This window comes from Paucilactobacillus nenjiangensis (assembly GCF_008632615.1).
GTDB classification, from domain to species: Bacteria; Bacillota; Bacilli; order Lactobacillales; family Lactobacillaceae; genus Paucilactobacillus; species Paucilactobacillus nenjiangensis.
In genome coordinates this window covers 156,754-181,844 of the sequence record NZ_CP043939.1, presented here as the reverse complement: position 1 = coordinate 181,844, position 25,091 = coordinate 156,754, and the positions used below count along the sequence as shown (strand labels likewise).

Annotated in this window: 25 protein-coding genes and 1 pseudogene; 14 read left to right on the top strand and 12 right to left on the bottom strand. The window is 39.3% G+C overall.

Annotated elements, in window-relative coordinates:
- Positions 1-118 precede the first annotated feature (118 nt).
- The 5 genes from F0161_RS00900 (at position 119) to F0161_RS11530 (ending at position 3,075) form a co-directional block, all read left to right on the top strand.
- Positions 119-310 carry an LBP_cg2779 family protein gene (locus F0161_RS00900; protein ID WP_150203207.1) on the top strand — a complete coding sequence of 64 codons (192 nt, stop codon included), beginning with the start codon at positions 119-121 and terminating at the stop codon, positions 308-310.
- 360 nt (positions 311-670) lie between these two features.
- A complete protein-coding gene (locus tag F0161_RS00895) occupies positions 671-1,423 on the top strand; it encodes a sulfite exporter TauE/SafE family protein (RefSeq protein WP_150203205.1) in 753 nt (250 codons plus the stop codon).
- A 123-nt stretch (positions 1,424-1,546) separates the two neighbouring features.
- Positions 1,547-1,969 (top strand): MarR family winged helix-turn-helix transcriptional regulator, encoded by a 423-nt coding sequence (locus F0161_RS00890; RefSeq protein ID WP_150203203.1) that lies wholly within the window; start codon positions 1,547-1,549, stop codon positions 1,967-1,969.
- A 21-nt stretch (positions 1,970-1,990) separates the two neighbouring features.
- Positions 1,991-2,485 carry a GNAT family N-acetyltransferase gene (locus F0161_RS00885; protein ID WP_150203201.1) on the top strand — a complete coding sequence of 165 codons (495 nt, stop codon included), beginning with the start codon at positions 1,991-1,993 and terminating at the stop codon, positions 2,483-2,485.
- Positions 2,486-2,853: 368 nt separating this feature from the next.
- Positions 2,854-3,075: a KxYKxGKxW signal peptide domain-containing protein gene (locus F0161_RS11530; protein WP_225423159.1), complete on the top strand. Its 222-nt coding sequence runs from the start codon at positions 2,854-2,856 to the stop codon at positions 3,073-3,075.
- Here F0161_RS11530 and F0161_RS11525 read toward each other — a convergent pair.
- Positions 3,046-3,336, bottom strand: coding sequence for a hypothetical protein (locus F0161_RS11525; protein ID WP_225423157.1), 291 nt, complete (start codon positions 3,334-3,336; stop codon positions 3,046-3,048). The genes F0161_RS11530 and F0161_RS11525 overlap by 30 nt on opposite strands.
- Positions 3,337-3,430: 94 nt before the next feature.
- On the opposite strand from F0161_RS11525, the gene F0161_RS00880 reads away from it, so the two are divergent.
- On the top strand, positions 3,431-5,053 hold the full coding sequence (locus tag F0161_RS00880; protein ID WP_225423155.1) for a LysM peptidoglycan-binding domain-containing protein: 1,623 nt from the start codon (positions 3,431-3,433) through the stop codon (positions 5,051-5,053).
- A gap of 76 nt (positions 5,054-5,129) precedes the next feature.
- Here the strand turns inward: F0161_RS00880 and F0161_RS00875 are convergent, their stop codons facing one another.
- Complete coding sequence (locus F0161_RS00875) at positions 5,130-6,320, bottom strand: MFS transporter (RefSeq protein WP_150203198.1); 1,191 nt, start codon at positions 6,318-6,320, stop codon at positions 5,130-5,132.
- Between the two features lie 224 nt (positions 6,321-6,544).
- On the opposite strand from F0161_RS00875, the gene F0161_RS00870 reads away from it, so the two are divergent.
- Positions 6,545-7,327, top strand: a complete 783-nt coding sequence (locus F0161_RS00870; protein ID WP_150203197.1) for a (S)-acetoin forming diacetyl reductase — start codon at positions 6,545-6,547, stop codon at positions 7,325-7,327.
- Between the two features lie 520 nt (positions 7,328-7,847).
- Here F0161_RS00870 and F0161_RS00865 read toward each other — a convergent pair.
- The 4 genes from F0161_RS00865 to F0161_RS00850 all read right to left on the bottom strand — a co-directional run bounded on the left by F0161_RS00865 (position 7,848) and on the right by F0161_RS00850 (position 11,432).
- The gene (locus tag F0161_RS00865) at positions 7,848-8,171 is read right to left on the bottom strand and encodes a type II toxin-antitoxin system PemK/MazF family toxin (RefSeq protein ID WP_150203195.1); all 324 of its coding nucleotides are present in this window, start codon (positions 8,169-8,171) and stop codon (positions 7,848-7,850) included.
- Positions 8,164-8,466 carry a type II toxin-antitoxin system RelB/DinJ family antitoxin gene (locus F0161_RS00860; RefSeq protein WP_137602360.1) on the bottom strand — a complete coding sequence of 101 codons (303 nt, stop codon included), beginning with the start codon at positions 8,464-8,466 and terminating at the stop codon, positions 8,164-8,166. The genes F0161_RS00865 and F0161_RS00860 overlap by 8 nt, the downstream gene beginning before the upstream one ends.
- A 178-nt stretch (positions 8,467-8,644) precedes the next feature.
- A complete protein-coding gene (locus tag F0161_RS00855; RefSeq protein WP_150203193.1) occupies positions 8,645-9,991 on the bottom strand; it encodes an aspartate aminotransferase family protein in 1,347 nt (448 codons plus the stop codon).
- Positions 9,972-11,432, bottom strand: a complete 1,461-nt coding sequence (locus F0161_RS00850; protein WP_137602358.1) for an APC family permease — start codon at positions 11,430-11,432, stop codon at positions 9,972-9,974. Before F0161_RS00850 ends, F0161_RS00855 begins: the two co-directional genes overlap by 20 nt.
- Before the next feature lie 377 nt (positions 11,433-11,809).
- Between F0161_RS00850 and F0161_RS00845 the strand changes: the two genes are divergently transcribed.
- Both F0161_RS00845 and F0161_RS00840 read left to right on the top strand, forming a co-directional pair.
- Positions 11,810-12,553, top strand: coding sequence for an ABC transporter ATP-binding protein (locus tag F0161_RS00845; protein WP_150203191.1), 744 nt, complete (start codon positions 11,810-11,812; stop codon positions 12,551-12,553).
- Entirely contained in the window at positions 12,534-13,184 is a 651-nt protein-coding gene (locus F0161_RS00840) for an ABC-2 transporter permease (RefSeq protein ID WP_150203190.1), read from the top strand. Before F0161_RS00845 ends, F0161_RS00840 begins: the two co-directional genes overlap by 20 nt.
- A 107-nt stretch (positions 13,185-13,291) precedes the next feature.
- On the opposite strand, the gene F0161_RS00835 is transcribed toward F0161_RS00840, so the two are convergent.
- Positions 13,292-13,927, bottom strand: a complete 636-nt coding sequence (locus tag F0161_RS00835; protein WP_150203189.1) for a copper homeostasis protein CutC — start codon at positions 13,925-13,927, stop codon at positions 13,292-13,294.
- A gap of 169 nt (positions 13,928-14,096) precedes the next feature.
- On the opposite strand from F0161_RS00835, the gene F0161_RS00830 reads away from it, so the two are divergent.
- From F0161_RS00830 to F0161_RS00815, 4 genes are all read left to right on the top strand, one after another.
- Complete coding sequence (locus F0161_RS00830) at positions 14,097-14,660, top strand: hypothetical protein (RefSeq protein WP_150203187.1); 564 nt, start codon at positions 14,097-14,099, stop codon at positions 14,658-14,660.
- 17 nt (positions 14,661-14,677) lie between these two features.
- Positions 14,678-15,049, top strand: coding sequence for a pyridoxamine 5'-phosphate oxidase family protein (locus F0161_RS00825; protein WP_150203185.1), 372 nt, complete (start codon positions 14,678-14,680; stop codon positions 15,047-15,049).
- A 16-nt stretch (positions 15,050-15,065) separates the two neighbouring features.
- Positions 15,066-15,533, top strand: coding sequence for a Dps family protein (locus F0161_RS00820; protein ID WP_150203183.1), 468 nt, complete (start codon positions 15,066-15,068; stop codon positions 15,531-15,533).
- Between the two features lie 109 nt (positions 15,534-15,642).
- Positions 15,643-15,987, top strand: a complete 345-nt coding sequence (locus F0161_RS00815) for a DUF2200 family protein (protein ID WP_150203181.1) — start codon at positions 15,643-15,645, stop codon at positions 15,985-15,987.
- A gap of 74 nt (positions 15,988-16,061) precedes the next feature.
- Here the strand turns inward: F0161_RS00815 and F0161_RS00810 are convergent, their stop codons facing one another.
- The gene (locus F0161_RS00810) at positions 16,062-20,405 is read right to left on the bottom strand and encodes a 2-hydroxyacyl-CoA dehydratase (RefSeq protein ID WP_150203179.1); all 4,344 of its coding nucleotides are present in this window, start codon (positions 20,403-20,405) and stop codon (positions 16,062-16,064) included.
- Positions 20,406-20,675: 270 nt separating this feature from the next.
- Here F0161_RS00810 and F0161_RS00805 point away from each other — a divergent pair, with 270 nt between their 5' ends.
- A complete protein-coding gene (locus tag F0161_RS00805) occupies positions 20,676-21,287 on the top strand; it encodes a TetR/AcrR family transcriptional regulator (RefSeq protein WP_150203177.1) in 612 nt (203 codons plus the stop codon).
- A gap of 69 nt (positions 21,288-21,356) precedes the next feature.
- On the opposite strand, the gene F0161_RS00800 is transcribed toward F0161_RS00805, so the two are convergent.
- From F0161_RS00800 to abc-f, 4 genes and pseudogenes are all read right to left on the bottom strand, one after another.
- The gene (locus tag F0161_RS00800) at positions 21,357-21,857 is read right to left on the bottom strand and encodes a DUF6287 domain-containing protein (protein ID WP_150203175.1); all 501 of its coding nucleotides are present in this window, start codon (positions 21,855-21,857) and stop codon (positions 21,357-21,359) included.
- A 99-nt stretch (positions 21,858-21,956) separates the two neighbouring features.
- On the bottom strand, positions 21,957-22,505 hold the full coding sequence (locus F0161_RS00795) for a TetR/AcrR family transcriptional regulator (RefSeq protein WP_150203173.1): 549 nt from the start codon (positions 22,503-22,505) through the stop codon (positions 21,957-21,959).
- Positions 22,506-22,514: 9 nt separating this feature from the next.
- Positions 22,515-23,450, bottom strand: a complete 936-nt coding sequence (locus tag F0161_RS00790; protein WP_190318887.1) for an ADP-ribosylglycohydrolase family protein — start codon at positions 23,448-23,450, stop codon at positions 22,515-22,517.
- A 69-nt stretch (positions 23,451-23,519) separates the two neighbouring features.
- Positions 23,520-24,968: pseudogene (gene abc-f / locus F0161_RS00785) on the bottom strand (ribosomal protection-like ABC-F family protein).
- Positions 24,969-25,091: the final 123 nt, after the last annotated feature.

The following is a 25,091-nucleotide window of genomic DNA, read 5'->3' as shown; positions in this document are numbered from 1 at the left end:
CAAAGTGAAATTTAATAATTTTATTTCACATTTTCCTTTTCACTTGTTTATTTTTTGCTAAAAGCGATACAATGAACTTTATAAGGTAACTATCAATTAATGGGAGAGTGAGTAAATCATGAGTAATGAATTAAGCGATTTTGCAGAACAAATTATCCAATTCGAAAAGAAGAAGCATCTTGCCGATAATGACGTCGCATTTGGTAACCAACTTTCAGTAGAACGGATCCATAACATCAAAGCTATGGCTACAAAACCTACTAATGATGAAATCAATGCCCTCACAAAATTTATGAGAAGTCATAAGTAGAGTGCTGAAACCATCGGTTAATTCGTGAGCTTCTAACGAAAGCTAATTAAAATTCGTGGTTTGCGGATTTAATTAGTTAAGTTAGGTGAGCGAATTGATGGTTGAAGCATGATTCAAAATAGAGTGCTGACCAAAGCGCTCAGCTTCAGAGCATTTAACGATGAAGAATGTGAAGCGATTGTTCTTTAATCGATTGCATTCTTTAAGTTAAGTGACGAAGTTGCTTTGGGAAGCCTGTATGGAATTAAAGTACTTCACACAATTAAATATCAAATGCATATACTTTAAAATAGTTCGTGGCCACCAAAGGCACTGAACTATTTTTTAAATTATTAAATCATTCAAGGAGTTGGGTATCTATTGCTATCAATTATTTACATAATCTTCATGAGCTTATTAGCTGGAATTCTCAGCGGAATCGTGGGCATGGCATCACTCACACTTTATCCAGTCCTCTTATCACTAGGTATTCCACCAATCACTGCAAACGCAACAATTACCGTTGCTAATTCAATTGGTGGATTTGGCTCGGTCGTTTCATCAATCAAGGAACTTAATGGTCATTGGAAGCAAGCAATTCAAATCGCCCTGATCAGTACAGCTGGTGGCGTTTGTGGTGCCTTAATTCTGATTCATAGTTCTAACGCCAGTTTTCAAAAATTTGTGCCAATCTTTATTTTAATGGCCGGAATAATGATTTTAGTTCCTAATAAGAAGACAAAAACAAATGAACCAAAACCGAAAAGCAAATTTGTGTCGACAATTAGTTGGGTTGGCGTTCTCGGTGTAGGGATGTATAGCGGTTATTTCGGTGCCGGTGCCGGTTTATTGATGATTGGCGTCTTATCCAAAGTCGTTCATGAAAGATATGCCGTCTATAATGCCTTTCGCAACTTTGCTGCAGCAATTAATAATGCGACTGCCGCTGTCATGTTTATCTTCATGTTAAGCATCGATTGGGCAGTTGTCTTACCACTCATGTTCGGGCTGTTCGTCGGTAACTATATTGGCCCCATCATCGTTCGTTTTATTCCTTCTAAGGTAATTAAATTAGTCGTTGGCTGTTTTGCACTTATTTTATCCGCATACCTAGCCTACCAAGCTTATTTCTAAACAATCTATTTTTTTACCAAGCAACTGACAATTCAGCTGGCTTTTTTTGTAGCTAAAAGCTATATATTTTTGTTGACAAAAGCTACAAAAAGATTAAAATAAATTGCATTGAAGGAGGCAGATATGGATAAAACTCAATTAGCACAAATTCGCCAGTTCAATCGAGACTATGTACTAATCCTCGGCATTCTGAATAATAGTATGAAAAACTTGGATTTTTCATTAACTGAAGGTCGAGTGTTATTTGAAATTCACGATGGACAAACTGTGATTGCTAATAAACTGGCCATCAAAATCGGTTTAGATCGGGGCTATTTAAACCGGATTATTAAAAAATTAGAGCAACTAAACTTGGTGTCTAAAGAGTCATCCCCCAAAGATAATAGAGTTAAAATTCTCCACACCACTGTTTTAGGGCAACAAGCAATTGACAAAATTAACCTCGAAAACGATAACTTTACCGCTGAAGTATTTTCCAAATTTAACAACCAAGAATTGAAGCAAATCATTAAGAGTATGGAATTAATATCCGCACGACTTTTATAATTTAAGGAGATTTTACATATAATGAGTATTTCATTTAGCTTTGCCACTATTAAAGATTTACCAGAAATAGTTCGGATTTATAATCAAACGATTCCAACTCGTCAATCGACTGCTGACTTAGAACCCGTCACAGTATCCGACCGCGAAGAATGGTTTAAAAGTCATAACCAACACCATCGACCACTCTGGTTAATTAAGTCCGACAATCAGGTTGTTGGTTGGATTAGCTTAGCAGATTTTTATGGCCGTATTGCATACGATCACACAGTAGAAATTAGTATTTATATTGATGAAAACTTCAGAGGGCATCATCTCGGAGTTAAAGCGCTCGAATTCGTAGAGTCAAACGTTAAAAATTTTGGTATTGAGACAATCCTCGCCTACATCTTTGGCCATAACGCCCCTAGCCAAGGATTATTCAAAAAGTTTAGCTATGTTAAATGGGCCCATCTACCAGAGGTTGCAGAAATGGATGGCGTAAAACGTGATTTAGACATTCTCGGAAAAAAATATTAAAGAAATCTCATAAATCATCATAATTTAAGTCGCCAATTTTAAAAATTTTGGTGATTTTTTTATTACATTTTGACGATTTTGTATTACCTGAAAACAACTTTCTGAGCCTTAAAAATATACCTTTTGTGAGTAAAGCCCAGTGTCATCCCCTTTCAAAAATAACAAAATTACACTTTCCGTCACATTTTATTAGGTTTTTCTAATACGCTTGTACCATACAAATAGTTGACACATCAGCATACTGCATGATACATTTAGTTCACTGATAACCTTAAGAAATCCTTAACTATTTTTAGTCTTTCTTAGGTTATTCCGAAATCTGGTAATTTAGGGGTTTCCATCAATTGATTAAAAGGGAGAGGTAAATAATGAAATCTGAAAATGAACAAAATTTACATTATAAGATGTATAAACAAGGACGTAAATGGGTCTTTGCCGGTATCGCTTTGTCAGTCGGCTTGGGGGTACTGGCGTTGCCACATGCAGACACAACGACAACATCTAAGACTGGGACAGAAACTTCATCAGCAACGTCGGATGATGATGCCAACGCTGCAGTTTTAAGTACAGCTATAGTGATGCAATGCTAGTGCTGCTGCCGAATCAAGTGCTGCATTAGAAAGTGCAGCTGCCGCTATTTCAGATGTCGCTTCAGCTACTTCTGAAACCGCCAGTGAAGCTACAATTACTGCTTCTTCTGCAACCACTGACAGTTCTGCTACTGAAATTACATCTTCTAGCGCCGTTGACGCAGCAACAACTACTTCAAGTGCTGTAGAATCTTCTGCTACTGCATCAACTACACCTGTTAGTTCTGCTTCAGCTACTTCTGAAGCCGCTTCTAGTGCCACAGATACAACCAGCGAAGCAGCATCTAGTGCTACGACGAGCGCAGCTGCTAGTTCCGCTAAAACTACTCCAGTTGTTGTTACCGAAGACGCTAGTGTGATTGCAGCTGCTAAAGCCGCTGCTCAACAAGTATATGAAGAAACTGGCGAACCTCAAACGTTAGCCTTTGCTGCTGCAGCTGTAACGGCTGCACAACCTACATTTAGTACAACTGCTCGTTTACAAGCGTTTATTGAAAGCGTTGAAGACGGTGCGATTGCTGGCTGGACTGAATATGGTGTTCTTCCTTCTATCACAGTTGCACAAGCCATTTTGGAAAGTGGTTGGGGTCAATCTGGACTATCAACCCAAGCACATAACCTTTTCGGAATTAAAGGATCATATAACGGTAATTCAGTTAATTATCCTACTCAAGAATACGTCAACGGTTCATACATCAGTATTTATGACCAATTCCGCGCATATTCTAACAACTCTGAAAGTGTTGAAGATCATGGTGCTTTCTTAGCCGAAAACTCACGCTACAACAATTTATTAGGCGACAAGAGTTACACTTCAGTCGCTTATAAGCTTCAATCAGACGGTTATGCTACTGCCCCAACTTATGCTTCATCATTGATTAAACTAGTTGAAATGTATAACCTTACTCAACTTGATACTATCGCCTTTGCCGGTGCATCTATCAACGGGTATACCTCATCTAATTCATCAAGCACTAATGCTTCTGCTAATACATCTTCAACTAATACTGGCGCAAGTAGTAATGGCAGTTCAGATTATTACACAGTTAAGAGTGGCGATACCCTTTCTGGAATTGCCGTTAACCATAACACGACTACATCAACTTTAACTTCAATGAACAACTTAAGTAATCCAAACTTAATTTATGTTGGTCAATCATTGTTAGTGCCATCAACTTCAACATCAACAAGCAATTATTCAACTGGCACGACTTCAACAAGTACTGGTTCAAGTTCATCAACGACTACTAGTTCAAATACTTCGGCTGTTACTTACACCGTTCAAAGTGGTGATACCTTGTCTGCTATTGCATCAGATAACGGGACATCAGTTGCTAACTTAGTATCATTGAATAGTATTTCAAACGCTAACCTGATTCACGTTGGTGACGTGCTCACAGTGAAGGCTGCTTCAACCACTGCGACAACTTCAAACACTACAACCACAGCCACAACTTCAAGTGACAGTTCATACACAGTTCAAAGTGGTGACACTCTCTCAGCTATTGCTGCTAAGTATGGTTTGAGTGTAGCAACCCTTGCTTCATTAAATGGAATTACTAATACTAACTTCATCCTAGTTGGTCAAGTGCTTAAGTTAGGCACAGTTTCAGCAAATGTTACTACAGCTGCTTCAACGACTACGACCACAAGTAGTAATAATGGTGGTTCATATTCTGTTCAAAGTGGTGATACCCTTTCAGCTATCGCAGCTGCTAATGGCACCACAGTTGCAGCCTTAGCGGCACTAAACGGCATTACCAATACTAACTTGATTCACGTTGGTCAAAGTATTAAATTAAGTGGTAACTCTACCGCATCTAGTTCAAACAGCAACTCTGGTAACTACACTGTTTCAAGTGGTGATTCACTATATGCAATTGCCCAAGCAAACGGGCTCAGTTGGTCAGAATTAGCTTCTAAAAATGGAATCTCAAGTCCATATATCATTCATCCAGGACAATCTTTAGTATTCTAAACTTGCCTAGATATACAAAAACCGTAAACTCAATTTTGAGTTTACGGTTTTTGTAACTTCTTTACTTTCATTATTCCTAATCGACTTTGACTTCACCGCTACTGACATTCTTAATAAAGAACGCGATGATGAATGACAGCATCATGAAGACGATAACGACTAAATATGGTAAATGATAATTCATGTCGAGCAATGCCCCTGAAATCAAAGGCCCAATGACGTTCCCGACACTAGTTAAGGACATATTCATCCCATTAATCAAACCTTGATCTGAAGTACTCATTTTAGTCAGCAATGTTGTAATTGCTGGACGCAAAATATCATATGCTGTGAAAACAATCAACGTTGCAATGACAACTTCCCACTTGGAGTGGGCAAGAATAATCCACGCAATTCCAATAATGCTAAAGAAGAAACAGTAACGGATAATGCGAGCTTCTTTCAACCAAACCACTAGTCGATCAAAGAAAACAACTTGCATAATAATTGAAATGACTCCGTTCAACGTTAACACTAAAGCAATATTGCTCATCGTAAACTTAAAGACTTCATTGACGTATAAACTATAGATACTTTCAAATCCTTGGAGTCCGAATGCGGATACTAAAATCATAGCAAATAGGACAATCATTGGTACTGACATTGTTTTCAAGAAAACACTAACTGGTTTATGTTCTTCCACACGAGCTGAATCTTCGTGGCTGTCCATCTTGCCATCGTTAGGCAAGAACATCCAAAGAGAAATGGTTCCTAATAATCCCAGTAATGCAGATAGCCAGAATGGCGATTTAAGGCTGATATTAGCTAAAATACCACCAATTCCTGGTCCTAAGATAAGTCCAGCACTAAATGCCGCAGAGAGCCAACCAATCACTTTGGCACGTTCACGTTTGGTCGTAATATCAGCAGCCAATGCCATTGAGGTTGGCACGTACATTGCAGCGGATAGTCCCCCAACAGCACGAGAGATGTCAAACATCACTAGGTTGTTAGTAATGGCAAACAAGATTTCTGACAGCATGTATAGGAAGAGTCCTGCTACCAAAATATTTTTTCGGCCCAATTTATCTGAAATTCGACCAACAATTGGTGAAGCAATGAATTGAACCAACGCAAATAACGAGGTCATCACACCCATATCGAACGCCGTTAAATGTAGGCTGGTTTTCAAGAATGGCATCACCGGTATCACCAAACTAATTCCCAGACAGATTAAAAATTCACTGATGAGCAACACAAAGATAGCTCGTTTCGTTTGTTTCTTCATTTCTTCACCTCATTTTGTAATTTTGAACACGTATTGGCTAGTTTATCAAAAAAAGCTAACAAATGTCCACCCTAAAAGGATTAGATGAAATTTTAATGAGCAAATACTATTAATTATCCTAAATTGCTTTATATTCCTTAAAAGAATGACCTTTTGTTTGTTTCCCACACCATATCATGGTTTAATGTAAGCGTATACAAAATAATTGGATTGGAGCGTTTATTATGACAGAATTAAATGGAAAAGTTGCATTCGTAACCGGTGGAGCACAAGGTATCGGGGAAGCAATTTCCAAACGACTTTCAAATGACGGTTTTGCAATTGCTGTAGCCGATTTAAATGTAGAAAATGCATCTAAAGTGGCAACAGAAATTACCAACAATGGAGGAAAAGCCATCAGTGTCCAATTGGATGTTGCTGACCGTGACGCCTTCTTTGCTGCAATCAAACAAGCAGTTGATCAATTAGGACGTCTCGATGTCCTCGTTAACAATGCAGGTCTTGGACCTACAACACCACTTGATACCATTACCCCAGAACAATTCGACAAAGTTTATCACGTTAACGTTGCCGGTGATATTTGGGGCATGCAAGCAGCTATCGAACAATTTTTGAAACAAGGCACTGGTGGTAAAATCATCAATGCTACTTCTCAAGCTGGGGTTGTTGGTAATCCAAACTTGACTCTATACAGTGGAACAAAATTCGCTGTTCGTGGTATCACTCAAGTTGTTGCGCGTGACTACGCAGAACAAGGCATCACCGTTAATGCATACGCTCCAGGAATCGTTAAAACTCCAATGATGTTTGATATCGCTCATCAAGTTGGTAAAAATGCCGGTAAAGATGACGAATGGGGTATGCAAACATTTGCCAAAGATATCGCGATGAAACGCTTATCCGAACCGGAAGATGTTGCAGCTGGCGTATCCTTCTTAGCTGGCCCAGACTCAAATTACATCACTGGCCAAACTCTCGAAGTTGATGGCGGAATGCAATTCCATTAAAAATAAGAATGTGAAGTTCATTGGGAGCAACTGAGCTTCTAATGAATAAAATCACTGGATGATTCTGAACTTTGAATCGTCTGGTGATTTTTTAGTTATGTGAAGTTGCTGATGAAGTGAACGTGACTAAAAGGATGTGACAAACATCGGTTAGTCGATGTGTAATAACAAGAAATACGAGTTAACTCGCTTTATGAGTTAATTCGTATTTTTAGTTATACGGAATCAATTGATGTTGGGAACGTGAATAAGAATGTGAACTTCATCGGGAGCAACTGAGCTTCTAACGAATAAAATCACTGGATAATTCTGCATTTAGAATCGTCTAGTGATTTTTAAGTTAAGTGAAGTTGCTGATGAAGTGAACGTGACTAAAGAATGTGACTACCATAAGATTCGAACCAGTACGTTTTTGGATTATTCTCTAAATATATGGAAAGTTATCGTCACTTTTATATAATCAACTTGATTTAGATTTCTAGGTTACCAAATATCACATACTTACAATTAAATATTCACTTTAAGATTGTTTCGTAATTATTAGCATTAATTCATGTAAATCATGGTCTGATAATCTACCAATATAATTCAATGAAGTTGAAACGATTGGTAAATTATAAGGCCTGATTGTGTCAATCCAATATAGTCTCTGAAGTCCTGCTTGTTTCCAATCTGAAATTTTTAGATATTTATTTTTTATCCAATCAGACTTGTTGTCGTATTTCGTTGTGATTCGATAAACAACGTAGTTTGTTTCAGTTTGCCGTATTACTAAGACTGGGCGCCGCTTACCATCACTTCGATTAGTGAAATTTACATATGCCCAAAAGATCTCATTATACATCAGATTCACCAAATGGATCATCAGTCTCATCATCAAAGAAAGCGTCGATTTTTTCATCACTGTCAATAGTAACTGCAGGAACATCATAGCTCGCCTTGATAATAGCTGCCGTATCCAAGTCGCGTTGTGAAACTTTTAAACTCACAGGGATTTCACCAGTACGTTCGATTTCCGCATAGACCATCGTCATTATTGTTGAAGGAGTCAGCCCCGCTTTCTTAATAATATAATCTACAGATTCCGCCGTTCCTTTGTCAATTGTATATTGTACGCGCTTTTTAACCATCTCTGTCATCTTTAACTACCTCCAAATCGTCATTCCATTAGTAACCACATTATACCGCCTTGTGGCTATTGGTGCCAAAATCATGATTATGAATTAATCTAACTAAAATAACGTACATTCCAAAAATCAGGAATCTACGTTATTTTTTGATATTAATCAGAAACCGTCTAGTCCCTGACCCTTATTCTTACCAACCAATTTCATCCGCATTATCTGGCAAACTCAGTTTACCTTGAGATAATTCTTCGAAAGCTTGGTCAAAAATTTTAAATGTTTTATTTAATTGTTCTTCAGTAATCACCAATGGTGGTTGGAAGCGAAGCACGTTTCCACGTAAACTAATGATAATTGCACCAAGTTCAAAGACTCGATAAATTAGCTTAGTTGTAGCTTCATCATCGCCTTTACCGGTTTTTGAATCAATAATATCAATCCCACCGTCCAAGCCATACATCCGGACATCCCCGATAAAGTCATACTTCTTCTTTGCATTTTCAAAGTAGTCTTTAGCGATGGCGCCCAATTTAGCTGAGCGGTCAAGCAAATGTTCATCTTCAATCACGTCCATAGTTGCGGCTGCAGCTGCGGTTGTGACTGGGTTACCAGCAGTCGTAAAGACATGCGCTGGTGATCCTAATGAGTTCATAATTTCAGCTCGGCCCATGACCGCGCTCAATGGTAAACCAGAGGCCAGTGATTTCCCAACTGACATCAAATCAGGTTCAATACCAAAGTGCTCAATTGACCACCATTTACCAGTTCGTCCCATTCCTTGGTTAACTTCATCGACGGCAAACAAGATTCCATTTGCTTTGGCGAAGTCATAAACTTTATGAATGTACGCATCTGGAGCTTTGACAATTCCACCATCACCTTGAATTGGTTCGATCAAGATGACCGCAACCTCTTCAGCAGGTAAATAAGTTTCAAATGGCAATTTAAATGCCGCAAACATGCGATCAACGAACGCATCTTCACTTTCGCCATCTAACCGTTGCCATGGATCTGGATATGGTACCTTCACCACTCCTGGCAACAATGGACCAATTTTACGACTCATGTTCAAACTAACCGCCGAAACTGAAATTGAACCATAAGTTGAGCCATGATAAGCACCAGTAAAGCTAACCACATTTTGCCGACCCGTATATGCGCGAGCAAATTTAATGATGGCATCATTGGCATCAGAGCCAGAGTTACCCCAGGCTAACGCCACATCACCACTAATTGGTGCTAGAGCAGTTAACCGTGGTGCCAACGCAGCTTCCGGAGCACTCGCAAAGTAAGCTGGCGTATATTGAATCAATTTAGCCGCCTGGTCTTGAATGGCTTTTACGATATGTGGATGGGAGTGGCCGGTGTTAGTCGCAGACGCACTGGCCAAAAGGTCAATATATGTGCGGCCATCAGCATCAGTAATTTCAGCCCCTGATCCACTTTCGATAACAATATTATAATATTTAACTCGTGCAGCTTTAGAGAATGCTGGTGATTCCTCAGCTAATAATTGTTGATTATTTTTGTGTTGATCCATTATCTGCACCTTCTTTCTGTGTTGAAAGATATGAATGGTTTGCACCATAAGCGAAATAAATAACTAATCCAACTAAGAACCAAATTCCTGCGTAAATCTTAGCATCATTACCAAGTCCCCAGAACACAACTAATGAACCAATGAATCCTAAGGCTGGCATGACTGGGTAAAATGGCATCTTGAAGCCTGGTTCGGGAATATCCTTACCTTCACGTTGGCGTAGTTGGTAAATTCCCAACGAAACGAACATAAAGGCAATTAAGGTCCCGGCCGAAATCAATTGAGCCAAGAATGCGAATGGGAATAATGAACCAATCACAACCCCAATAATTGTCAAAACAAGTAAAGCATGGTTAGGACGTTGTTTGCCATCTAATTTGCCAAGCCATTTTGGTAACATACCATCACGACCGAATGAGTATAGCAAACGTGAGCCGGCCAGAGTCATACCAATTAAGGCCGTAAACATCCCCAACACAGAAATTGATTGTACAACAGCTGCGACCACTGGGTGACCACTATGACGCAATGCCCAACCAACAGGTTCAGCGTTACCAGCGTAGTCTGAATAATGGAACATTCCGACTAAGACAAGTGAAACCGCCACGAATAAGACTACGGCAATCCCTAATGATCCCAAAATCCCACGAGGCATTGTCTTTGAAGGATTTTTGGCTTCTGCTGAGTTAGCAGCGATTGAATCAAAGCCAATATAAGCTAAGAAAATTTCTGAAACCCCAGCGTAGATTCCTTGCCAACCACCAAATGCACCAGCACTAGTTTCACGATATGCAGGAATAAATGGGACATAATTACTAGCTCTAATAGCGGTTGCTCCGACAATCAAGAACAAGATAATCGCACAAACTTTTAAAACAACTAAGGCATTTTCAATTCTAGCAGCGGAACTAACGCCACGAGAAAGTAATAAAGCCACCAAGATAATTGCGACGGCAGCCACAATATCTATTACACCGCCATCCGTACCAAATGCATTTGAGAGCGCCTTTGGAAAGTTAATTCCTAATGGTGCAATCAGGCCCCTAAAGTTCGCCGATAATCCGGACCCCACGAAAGCCACAGCAATAAAGTACTCTGCTAGTAATGCCCAACCGGCAATCCAACCAAAAAATTCACCAAAAATAACGTTAATCCAAGAATAAGCTGAACCGGCAAAAGGCATTGCCGACGCCATTTCCGCATACGCAAAGGCGACTAACCCAGCGACAATCGCAGCCACCAAGAATGATAATGCCACGGCTGGGCCAGCGTGTTGCGCAGCCACAACCCCCGGTAAAGTAAAAATAGCGGTTGAAACGATTGTCCCAACTCCTAGCGCAATAAAATCACGCACACGTAGCGAACGTACCAAATGAGAATCTTTTGTTTCATACACTGAAGGATCTTCTTTACGGAAAATCTTTTCTTTCAAGCTAGCCATGTTATTCCTCCTGTTGAATAAGGTGATGGGCGAAAAGTTATGTTTATAATTGCATTACCGGTATATGTACTTGCCCATTAAATTAAAATCCGATTAATACATTCTAACAAATTGATGTTAAATGTCAACGTGAGCTTGTTCGAAATAACTAATTTATTCCCAACTATCTGTATAGTTTAGCTATTGCATTTAATTTCATTTTATTCTCATTTTTCGATTTATTCCAATTATCTTTTATCAATTTGGTCAATTTATCCTCACCTTTTAAATCTATCGATAGGTTTTAAAATCACATACCTGGTTCGCTTACCGCAAAAGCTTGATTTGAGCTATAATGAAATCGGATACATACATAGACTTACGAGGAGGAGTAATCTATGCCACCAGCAATTAGTGTTCAAGCATTATCAAAAACCTATCCCAAATTCAAACTAAATAATATTTCATTTGAGCTTGAGCCCGGAACCATCATGGGGTTAATTGGCCGGAATGGGGCCGGAAAGACGACCATCTTAAAATCAATTCTCAATTTGGTTCATCCGGATGCTGGCGAAATCACTTATTTTGGACAGAGTCTGATTGATAACGAAATGGACATCAAGCAACGAATTGGCTTTGCGGCTGGTTCCATCAATTACTATCCCAAGAAAAAAATTAACCATATCATCGAGGTCACGAAGCAATTTTATTCCAACTGGGATGATGTGACCTATCGTCATTACCTTGACGTCTTCTCATTAGATGAACAAAAGACTCCTTCTGAACTTTCGGAAGGTATGAAGGTCAAGCTTAATTTAACCATCGCCTTATCACACAACGCCGACTTACTCATTCTTGATGAGCCGACCAGCGGACTCGATCCAGTTTCGCGGGTGGAATTGCTGGATGTCTTTGGCTATTTAAAAGGCCAAGGCAAATCAATTCTTTTCTCCACGCATATTACTTCTGACTTAGACAAATTTGCTGATTCAATTACCTATATCCACGCTGGTAATTTAGTGACCTCCGATAACCTGAAAAACTTTTTACAAACCGCTGCTAGCCAAAACTTAGGCAATAATTTAGAAGAAATCATGGTTAACTATGAAACGGAGGATTTTCATGAAAAACTTACTCATTAAAGAAATTCAGTTAACTTCCATGCCAATCACCTTCATCTTCTTACTGTTTGCCTTCATGACCCTAATTCCAGGCTACCCGATTCTTATGGGCGCATTTTTCATCTGTCTAGGTATCTTCTTTTCTTTTCAAAATGGCAGAGAAACTAACGATATCTTGTATACTGTTCTATTGCCCATCAGGAAAAACGACGTGGTAACTGCTAAATATTTATTTACCATTTTTATTCAACTGATTGCTTTTGTATTAATGTTGGCACTAACTGTGTTCAGAATGAGTCTATGGAATTCTGCTGGCGTGTACGTGCAAAACGCGATGATGAATGCCACACCAATTTATTTAGCATTGGTATTATTGATTTTCGCTGGATTTAACGTGATCTTCTTAGGTGGTTTCTTTAAAACCGCTTATGGCATTGGCAAACCATTTTTACTTTTTTCAATTTATACCATCGTACTAGTCAGTTTCGGTGAAACCCTTCATCATCTTCCTGGATTAGCCTTTGTTAATAGCGGCTCCGAACACATTGGTATCCAGTGGCTTTGTTGTCTAATCGCCCTGCTACTCTTGATATTTTTTACTCTGATGTCTTACCGAAAAGCTCAACAAAAATTCGAACAAATCGATTTATAAAAAGTAACGTGGCATAGTCCTCATAATCTGGCTTATGGAACTAATGTAAAAAACAGTTAATATCAAAACAAAGGAGTCGATGAATTGATCACGACTCCTTTGTTTTATTAAATTTTAACAATCTTAGTCCCGTGAACTTCTTGAACCCCGAGGGTGTTAACCACTTGATTAACATTTTCATAGTTCACGCCGCCACCCGGCATGATAGTAATCCGGTTAGCAGCATACTCAATTAAATCTTTTAAATGTTGAAAATTATCTGTGATGCTAGTATTTTTGGTGCCACCATGAGTTAAAATACGTGAAACACCATGATCCACCAACCAATCAATGGCCTTAAATTGTCGATCAGTCGCAATTTCATCAAAGGCCATGTGGAAAGTAATTTCCATCTCAGCGGCTGCGTCCATCAACAATTCCAACTTAGGTTCATCCAACCAATTATCAGCATCCAAGCAACCTAATACAATGCCCCGTGCCCCCAATTGTTTTGCCTGGGCAATATCGTTGAGCATAATATTAAATTCAGCCACATTATAGGCAAAATTTCCACCACGTGGGCGAATGATTGTCATAACTGGCGTATCCGTCTCGTTAGCATATTCGATTGTCGCACGAATGACTCCAAAACTTGGAGTTGTCCCACCAACCGCCAAATTATCACAAAGTTCAATTCTATCAGCATCATTTTGAATGGCGTTTGGAATATCTGTAAAATTTTCAGCACAAAATTCTTTAATCACAAGCGATTCTCCTCATTATATATTCTCTCGATGATGCAATTGTAGCACGAATACACAATTAAAAAATGAACATCGTTTGTCTATTTCTTGATATCTATCAATTTAATCAAAACTAATCATTGCTAAACTAGGCAAGTAACATGTTGAAATTAGAATGGGAGAAATTAGCATGACTAAATATAGAGCTGACCTTACCGCACTAAATGGGGACCAAATTGGGACCCATGCACATGGCTATGTAGAATTTGAACACATCGCTAACAATTTACACATTACACTTGAAATGTTTGACACACCAGCCAACATTCAGCATTGGGAACATTTCCATGGATTCCCAAACGGTCAAGACGCCAATGTGCCAACTTTGGCACAAGATAGCAATCATGATGGTTGGATTGATTTACCAGAAACGGAAGCTGTCTCCGGTACAACGATGGTGCCTCTAGACGGGGCTCCACACCACATGCACATTCCTAACGATAATTACCCAGTAGCAAATGAGGATGGCTATTATAGCTATCAAAAGGACGTTCCTTACGACCAACTACAAGCTAAATTTAAAGAAGTTTTCAATGATCAAGATTTACAATTAGATAAGCGCGTTGTTTATATCCACGGCATTCCAAATGATTTTGAACTACCAGTAACAGTTGGTGGCAAGCTAAATGACAAATACGAACAGCACGTCACTTTACCCATCGCTGCCGGTAAAATCAAAAAAATTGAAGATTAATTGAGGAGAAAAACAATATGAATGAAAAATTTTTAGAAGTCATGAATCACGAAGGTCCAGCAACTATTATTACTATCAACGGCAATCCCGCTAGTGTCGTTAGTACTTGGATGTCTTATATTAAAATTGATCAAGAAAATGAATTGCTCTACATCCCCGCTGCCGGCATGCACAGTATTGAAAATGATTTCAGTTCGGACAATACAGTGCTCGTTACCACTGGTACTAAAGAAGTCGAAGGCACTAATGGACCTGGTGCTGGGTTTTATATCAGTGGAAAAGGAACATTTTTGGAAGATGGCGAAGAGTATCTCAAAATGAAGAAAGCGTTTCCTTGGATTCGTAAGGTATTAAATGTTAATATTGATACTATAGAACAGAAAATTTGAAATGGAGGATTTTTTTATGAAGTACGAAAAGACAAATCAAGTTCTAAATCAATTAGTAGCTGATCTCAGTCAACTGGCAATGATCGTTCACCAAACCCACTGGTATATGCGTGGCACCAATTTTTTAAAGTTACATCCACTGATGGATGAATGGATGGACGACTTAAATGACCAACTGGATGAAATTTCAGAACGGTTAATCACCCTTGATGGTGCTCCCTACTCAACTCTTGGTGAAATGGCTGAACATACTGGAATTAGTGATCAAGAAGGCAGTTTCGACTTATCAACCCCAGAACGTCTCACCATTTTAGCAAAAGACTACCGTTATTTGGCCGACGTTTATCAACATGGTATTGAAGTGAGCGACGAAGAAAAAGACTTCAGTACACAAGACATTTTAATTGGTTTTAAAACTGCCACTGAAAAACGGCTTTGGATGATCCAAGCCGAATTAGGCCAAGCACCTGAAATTAATAAATAAATCAGCAAAGCTAATCTTGTTTGTAAGATTAGCTTTTTATTTGTCATCAATCCTTTAACTTTGGTACACTTCAAGTAAATCTAATTACTAAATACGAGGAGCTGATACCTTGGCAAGTCCAAAAATATTTGACTTAACAACCGCAAAATTATACCAATTGTATTTAAATAAAGTGCTTCGTAAAGATCACACTGAAGAAGAACTAGATCAGATTTTAGTCTGGTTATGGGATGACAATATCGATATGAGTGATTTTAAGCAATCCAATATGACTCTTAGAGAGTTGATTGGCAGCACACCCATCAATTCAAATGCCTCTCTGATTAAAGGTGTGGTTTGTGGTGTTCGCATTGAAGATATTGAAGATCACGATATGCAAGTTTTGCGCTACATGGACAAGCTTGTGGACGAACTGGCCAAAGGTAAGAAAATGGCCAGCATCATTCGCACTTAATATTAATAAATACTAGCAGAAAAAGTAGGAAATCACGAATTTGTGATTTCCTACTTTTAGTTTTCTTATTACACCTAACTTTGAAGACCTTGTAAACTTAGCCCGTTTACTTTGTCCTTCTTTGTTAGTGCTCGCTGACTTTCGCTTTGCTCAGCAGCTTGTTTCTTCATGTTCTTTTCCGCCGTTGCAAGCATAAGGCGGATACGATTGAGTTGGTTAACGATAGAAGTACCGGGATCATAATCGATTGGGGCAATATTAGCACCAGGGAATTGATGACGAAGTTCTTTGACCATCCCCTTACCGACAATATGATTTGGTAAGCAGCCAAATGGTTGCATACAGATAATATTAGGAACGTCATTCTTCAACAATTCAATCATTTCACCGGTTAAGAACCAACCTTCACCCGTTTGATTACCAAGTGACAAAATCTTGCTGGCATCATCAGCAACTTCTTTAATACCTTCCATGCCATCAAAACGGTTCGAAGCAGTTAATGCCTTTTGCATTGGTTGTTCACACCATTCGATAATCTTTAAGGCAGTTTCAGCAAAAATCCGTGCTTTCGCTGATGCACCAAGTTTTTGATATTTGTAAATTTGATTGTAAAGTGAATAGTTCATGAAGCCGACAATATCAGGAACGACTGCTTCGGCGCCTTCATTTTCCAACAAGTGGACAATATCGTTATTGGCAATTGGTGAGTACTTAACTAAGATCTCACCAACTAACCCAACTTTAGGTTTCACGGTTTCATTCAATGGTACGGTGTCGAAATCTTTAACAATCTGCTTAACGTTCTTCTTAAATTCAGAAAAGCTTCCTTTTTCAACACTAGGACGGACTAATTGAAGCCAGTCTTCATGCATCTTATCAATTGTGCCTGGTTCTTTTTCATATGGACGAGTCCGATAAACCACTTTTTCAAATAGGTCACCATACAAGAACCCAATTGCTACTCGTTTCAACAATGGCAAGGTCATCTTAAATCCTGAAGTATTTTCAACTCCTTGATTTCCCATCGACATTGATACCACTGGTACTTGTGAGAAGCCAGCATCTTTAAGTGCTTTTCTAATTAGTGGAATGTAGTTGGTAGCCCGACAGCCACCACCAGTTTGAGTCATCATGACGGCAGTCTTGTCTAAGTCATACTTACCACTTTGTAATGCTTCCAACATTTGACCAATTGAAATGATGGCTGGATAACAGGCATCATTATTTACAAATTTTTGACCAACATCAATTGCTTTGTGATCTTCCATTGGTAAATTAACCACGTTGTAGCCAGATGCTTGCAAGGCCACATCGACCAATCCATGCTGATGAACTGGTGACATCATTGGCATCAAAAGTGTGTATCCTTCTTGTTTCATTTCTGGGGTGAAACTAACCGGCTGATCCAATTCATGTTGTTTTTCAGGTAATACGTGTAACTTATTCCGCTCTGCCACGGCTGCTTTCAGGGAACGAAGGCGAATCTTAACGGCCCCCATGTTAGTTCCTTCATCAATCTTCAAAACCGTGTATAGACGGTTATATTGTTCCATAATTTCTTCAATTTGATCCGTATCAATCGCATCCAAACCACATCCAAAGGAGTTCATTTGAACAAATTCCAATTGAGGATTTTTAGCTGCAATTCGAGCGGCCGCATAAAGGCGTGAATGATAAACCCATTGGTTAACCACACGAAGTCCTTTAACATCTCCTAAATGCGCAATTGAATCTTCCGTCAATACATGGAAACCTTCGGCAGTCATCAACTGTGAAATCCCGTGATTGATTTGTGGATCCAAATGATAAGGGCGTCCAGCAAGGACAATTCCTTTTTCATTAGTGTCGTGAAGCATCCGCATCACATCTTCGCCACGATTACGGATTTTTAATTTGAAGTTTTCAAGTTCAGCATATCCGGCATCCAGGCCTTCGACGATTTCTTTTTTGGTCACACCGAGATGCTTAAAGGCATCATACAAATTGTTGGCAGTTGATTTTTTATCCGCTAAGTTGATGTATGGGTCGATATAATCAATTTCGCCATTACGAATTTCATCGACGTTATTTTTAATTACATCTGGATATGACTGCACAATTGGACAATTAAAATGATTTTGCGCGTCCTTATTTTCACTTACTTCGTAAACAACGGCCGGATAGAAAATGCGTTCATAACCATCTTCAATTAATTTAGCAATATGGCCATGTACTTGTTTAGCTGGATAACAAACCGTATCACTAGGAATCGTTTCCATGCCCTTTTCGTATTGAGCTTCATTACCTTTATGCGATAGTTCTGCACGAATCCCGATATGATTAAAGAACGTTTGCCATAATGGATAATTTTCATACATGTTCAAAACTCGTGGTAAACCAATCCGGCCATGAACCGCTTGTTTTTTCTTCAATGGACGATAGCTAAACAATAGCTTGTATTTTTCTTCAACTAAATTAATCTTGCCGTTATCTTTATGAGTGCGTAATTTCAAGCCACGTTCTTCACCGCGTTCACAACGATTTCCAGTGACAAAACGACGACCATCATTAAAGACGGTGATCGTTAGGGCACAATTGTTTTCACAGCCACCACAATGCATGTATTCCTTAGTAGCACTTAAATTATCCATTTGTTCAGGATGAAGTAAGGTAGCTTCATCCCCTGCTTGATAATTTTCTTCGGCAATTAGAGCAGCGCCATATGCACCCATCAAGCCAGCAATGTTAGGCCGAATGACTTCACGTCCAGAAATTTTTTCAAAGGCGCGCAAGACGGCTTCATTATAGAAAGTCCCACCTTGGCAGACAATATGTTCACCCAAGTCTTCTGGGCGTTTAATTTTAATCACTTTATAGAGCGCATTTTTAATAATCGACATCGATAAACCGGCAGCAATGTCACCAATCGATGCGCCTTCTTTTTGTACCTGTTTAACTTTTGAATTCATAAACACGGTACAACGAGACCCTAAATCAGAAGGGTATTTAGCCAATAAGGCAGCTTGAGCGAAGTCTTTGATGTCGTATTTTAATGAACTAGCAAAGGTCTCCAAAAAAGAGCCACAACCAGATGAACAAGCTTCGTTCAATTTGATGGTCGACAGTGCATTATTTTTGATGGTCATGGCTTTCATGTCTTGACCACCAATGTCCAAAATGAAATCAACGTTGGGTTGGAAGAAATGAGCTGCCTTGTAGTGCGCAACTGTTTCAACTTCCCCGACATCAACCATTAAGGCGTTTTTAATTAAATGTTCACCATACCCAGTGACGGTGGCTTTTCCAATGCGAACGCCTTCAGGTAACTTGGCATACATATCTTTCAAAATTTGTTTAGTCTTAGCGAGTGGATCACCATCGTTACTATCGTAGTAAGTGTAAAGCAGCTTATGGTCAGTACTCATCAGGGCCACTTTGGTCGTGGTTGATCCGGCATCGATTCCTAAAAAGGCTGTACCTTGGTAGGTACTCAAATCGCGTTCCTCGATCTGGGCTTCACCATGACGTTGACGGAATTGTTGGAGTTCTTCATCGTCAGCAAAGAGAGGTTCTAAATGGTGAGTTGGTTGCATCACCGAATGGTCCCCATTAATTAGTAAGTCTAACAACGCAGTTAAAGTCGTCGTTTTTTCATCGACCGCATACAACGCGGCACCTTTAGCGACAAATAATTGTGGATCTTCTGGAAAAATAACTTGTTCCGGTGTTAGTTTTAAAGTTTCAATAAATCGGTAACGTAATTGATCCATGAAATACAATGGACCACCTAAAAAGGCCACATTACCCTTAATTTTATGACCAGCGGCTAAGCCAGAGATTGTCTGGTTAACAACCGCTTGAAAAATACTAGCAGCAATGTCTTCTTTTCGCGCACCATCATTGATTAATGGTTGTACGTCAGTTTTGGCAAACACACCACAACGTGATGCAATTGGATAAATTTTTTCTGCATCTTGTGCCATGATATTTAAACCATTGGCATCGGTTTTGAGTAAGGTAGCCATTTGGTCAATAAAAGCACCGGTCCCACCGGCACAGCTACCGTTCATCCGTTGTTCCATGGAGGCACCAAAGAACGTAATCTTGGCATCTTCACCACCAAGTTCGATACTGACATCCGTTTCCGGAATTAGTTCTTCAACGGTTTTCGTACAGGCAATCACTTCTTGCACAAACTCAAGGTGCAATAAATTAGCTAAGCCAATGCCACCAGAACCGGTAATCGTGAATGAAATTGGTTCTTCACCATCAAGTTCGTCGATAGCTTCTTTGATAACTCGTTCACTTGCAGCTCGTACATCAGAAAAATGACGTTCGTATCTTGAAAACAACGTCTCCCGTGTATCATTATCCATCACGACTAATTTCACAGTCGTTGATCCGACATCAATGCCACCAATCAATTTTCGTCTGCTCATATTATCTCCTCGTCGCCACAATTTCGTAGCCCGTCATCCATTGCTGTGAAATAGTCCGACAACCCGACCTCGTTTTCCACAACAACACATCACATATACAACAACTTGTCTATTAAAATTATGTTTAGTGTAACCCCTTACTATTTGTGTTTCAATGAACAAAATCAGACAAAATGTAATATATTTGACGAATTACCATAATTTGTCGGTTATACCCCAAAATTTCTGGTAGAATAGTTGTAAAATTAGTTTGAAAAAGGAGTTAATCAGATGGCCAAGCATGAAGATTTACGAGTTATTCGAACAAAGAAAATGATTTATACTGCGTTTGTTAAATTAGTTAATGAGTATGGATTCGATAGCTTAACGGTCCAGCAAATTGCTGACGAAGCAATGATTAATCGGGCCACCTTTTACTCACATTTTAAAGACAAACAAGATTTATTTGACCAAATTTTTAATACAGTGCTGTCTTACTTTAATGAATTTAAGCACGCCGAAATTTTTCTTGATAAAAATACGGTTAATCTTCCAGTCTTAGAACACACGTTAGCCAATATTTTCCGCAACATCGGTAATAACCGTGAGCTATTCTTCTTGATTGCCGATAGTTCCATGCGTAATCAGTTAATCGAGCATTTGGAAACATTAGTCAGAGAAACGACGACTGGCTTTTTGGATAACCTCAAAATCACTCAAAATGATCGCATCATCCCCAAAGAATTTGTCTTTTCTTATATGACGTCTACTTTCATGGGAACTTTAAACTGGTGGCTTAAATCAGATGAAGAATTTGATCCTGAAAGTCTTGCCCACTTCATGATTCAATTAATCGAGAACAGTCATTTGACGGTTTTGGGTGTGAAATTAATTAGAGCATAACAAAAAAATACAACTCGCAAGAGAATAGAAACTTTCTATTTTCTTGCGAGTTGTATTTTATTTATTTGATTATTCTCTATAATATGCCTCAGTTGCATAACCGCCTTGGCCACCACCACTAATCAAGCGGTCTCGACTACTATCAGAGTCATCGGCTGCGGTCGCTTTCACCCCGGCGGGGACAATTGCAATTGGTGACATACTCATTGATTGCGGATCAAAAGTTCCGTAAGCTCCTTGCATATAGTCGCCAATCATATTTCCACCACCAATTACATCAGGGTATTCACTGGATTTAGAATTAGCCAGCACAGCACCTTTACTCAAAGCCCAATTGGTTCCAGCTGGTTTATCCATGGTTTGATTAGTCACTTCAATTGTTTCACCATTATCATTTTTCCAAGTACCGACTAAACTCGAAAAATTATTCGCTGCGATTTCAGTCAATGAAAGACCACTAGATGAGACTTTGGTCTGGCTACTGTCTGATCCACTAAATTCCGAATCTGCTGAACTTGATGACCGATACGTCGGTGTCTTACCATCAACAATTTTTTCAAAATTAGTCAACAAATCTTCATCATGAACCGTTGGTGAATTACAGGATTAACAATAATCAAAAAAAGCCACCATGTTCGAAATCGAACACTGTGACAATATTTGTACGGTTTATTTGTAAATAGTTGTAAAAATAGATTCCATCAATTTGGATGGAGCATCTGTCTCCTCATCGCTAGCTAATGTCCACTCAATATAAGAAATAATCAATGACGAGCTAATTTTACTCAAAAATGTCAAGGGAACTTCTTGCTTGATTCGACTTTTGCTAACCTCAACCCATAGTGTATCTAAGCTCTGTTCCCACCTAGCATGTAAATCTAGGCCTTCTTCATGAACTTTCAAAAGCGTATTGATCTCGGATTGATGCTTTTTTAAATCATTTGTAATCTCAGAAACTGATAACACATTCAATTGAGCAGTTAAAATTGCATCTGCCCTTTGCTTAGCTAGTTGATTAAAAAGGGCGGAATATTCATCCACTAATTTTTCGAGTAAATCATACTTATCCTGATAATGAGAATAAAATGTCGATCTTGAAACCAGCGCTACCTCACAAATTTTACCAATGGTAATTTTTCTGAATCCATCACTTTCTAATAGTTGAAAGAAAGCTTGTCGAATATCACGTAAAGTTTTGTAGATTCTGACATCTTTCATAGTCTTCTCCTAGGCAGAATATTTCTGTGCAAATGGTTCCACAATTTTGTCGATTAAAGTTCGATTTTGGATGGCTCCACTCCAATTGGCTGGAATCTGAATTGACTCTGTTGCACTCGCAACAATTGCGCCGACAATCGAGGCAATTGTATCCGTGTCTTCGCCTAAATTAACCGCCGCAACAACAGCATCTTGGAAGTCAGAATGATTCAGCGCCACCCAGATAGCTGCTTCTAAGGTGTCGACCACGTAGCCGGTACTATTAATTTCATCGGCGGGTAAGTCTTTAAAACCACCGTCAAAAATTCGTTCATAGTAAACAAATTCATTTAAATACAGTTGATCCAAGCTAGAAGTTGTTAATTCGCTTTGAACGTTCATTAAGGCACTTGGTAAATCTGCACCTAACAGTAATTCACGAAGCATTTCGACATAAATTAAGCTCCCCACGATGGCTCGCGGATGGCGATGCGTTAACGATGTGTATTCAGTGATGATGTTTAGCCGTGTGTTCAAATCTTCTTGTCCGACTAACTCAATTGCTAACGGTGCTAACCGCATAATCGCACCATTACCATTAGCATTTTCGTCTTCGACCCCGCAATCTAATGGTGCCATGTGATGACGCTCGTAGTTTTGAACTGCTTGATTGGTGGTATTGCCAACATCAAAAGTTTCACCATTTGGTGTGAGCTTACCATCGTAGACGTAGCCGGCAAAGCGTTGCATTAAATCATCATAAGATCCTTGTGCAACGAGGTTTTGTGCTAACGCGAGCGTCATGGAGCTGTCATCAGACCATGAGCCAGCTGGTTGGTCCCAGGTACCATTACCAGTCATTTCATCAACAAAGTACGTGTCGCGTTGACTAAATTCAACTGGCACACCCAGCGCATCCCCCACGATTCCGGCGTATAAAATATTTTTAATTTGTTCTTGTGTCATAATTTTCACCCCATTATCCCCGACAATAATTATAGTACAAGTTTTATCCATAATGGAAGCGAAATCACCCTAGATTGAGAGATATTTTGTGCCGATTGCTTCGGTGAAGGTGGTGTCATGGTCAACCACAATCATTGTCGGCTGAGATTCAGTAATTAACGTCTCGATTTCTTGGCGAGTAATCACATCCAAGTAGTTTAACGGTTCATCCCACAGGTAGACATTGGCCGGTTCACATAACGACCGTGCGATGGCGAGTTTACGCTGCTGTCCCATACTCATTTGCGATAGATCAACCTAAAAAGTTTGCCGTTCGAAACCTAATTTACGTAGCATGTTAAGTAAATCAGAGAGTTCCAAGTGATACTGGTCCGCATATTCCTGCAAGCTACCGGAGAGATTATCAAAGGTTTGACTGACATATGAAATTTTAACTTGATGTGCCCAATGCACAGTCCCGCCGGAAATTAAGAACGTCTCACCTTGTAACGCATGTAGAATCGTGGATTTACCACTACCGTTTAAGCCTTGTAATACCAAGCGTTCACCTGGTTTCAGTTCAAAATTCAGGGCACTGTTAAGTAACTGACGCTCCCCACGGATAACTTGCAAATCTTGCACTGTCACGAACGTTTTGCTCAATGGGTGGTAGTTAAGGGTCAGTACTTGCGGCGTTTCAACATTTTTTAACAATTGTTGCTTTTGTTCAATTCCCGCTTCCGTGCGTTTGAGCGTATTTTGGGCTTTTTTCATCACTTTACTGGCCTTGTGACTAATAAAGCCTTTATCCAGATTAACTTGTTGGTTTTGATGGGCGCTTTTATTTTTCCCTTTTTCGGCTTGCGTTGCCCATGATTTGGTTTGTTCGGCGGATTGCTTGAGGGTTTTAACTTCACGTTCAATTTTTGACTTCAGTTGTGCTTCACTCTGATTTTTTTGATCAAAGGCCGCTTGCCACGTGTCGTAATTGCCGGCAAATAATTGGAGTTGGGTCCGGTCAATCGAAATTACATGATCAATAATTGCATTTAAAAATGCCCGGTCGTGGCTAATCACGATAAACCCAGTTTTTTGCTTCAAATAATTAGCGACTACTTCGCGGCCCGCCGAATCCAAATGATTCGTTGGTTCATCAATCAAGCCAAATTGAGCTGGTTGACTAAAGGATGCGGCTAATAGTGCTTTCGTTTGTTCTCCCGGACTTAATTGATTGAACGGTTGACTCAAAATTGCATCCGATAAGCCGAGTTGATCCATTTCAATTTGAATTTTCCATAACTCAGAGACATCCGTCTGGGTAATTGCTAGTAAGACTTGTTCGGTCGTTTCATTTGGATTACTAACTTCCGCCGGAAAATAATTAAAGGTTAAATTAGTTTCGATTGAACCATGATAGTCTAATTGACCTCTCAGAATGTTTAGTAGTGTCGTTTTCCCACGACCATTGCGCCCGATTAATCCGAGTTTCCAAGATTCATCAATCGCTAAATTAACGTCGGCAAATAATTCGTCGGTCATGCCATCATATCGAAACGACATATTTTGTATTTTAAGTGTGCCCATTTATTTCACCTCATTGGTTCAATAAGTGGTTTATTCTATTAATGTTTCGTGATGCTTATGAACATGTGTCATAATTTT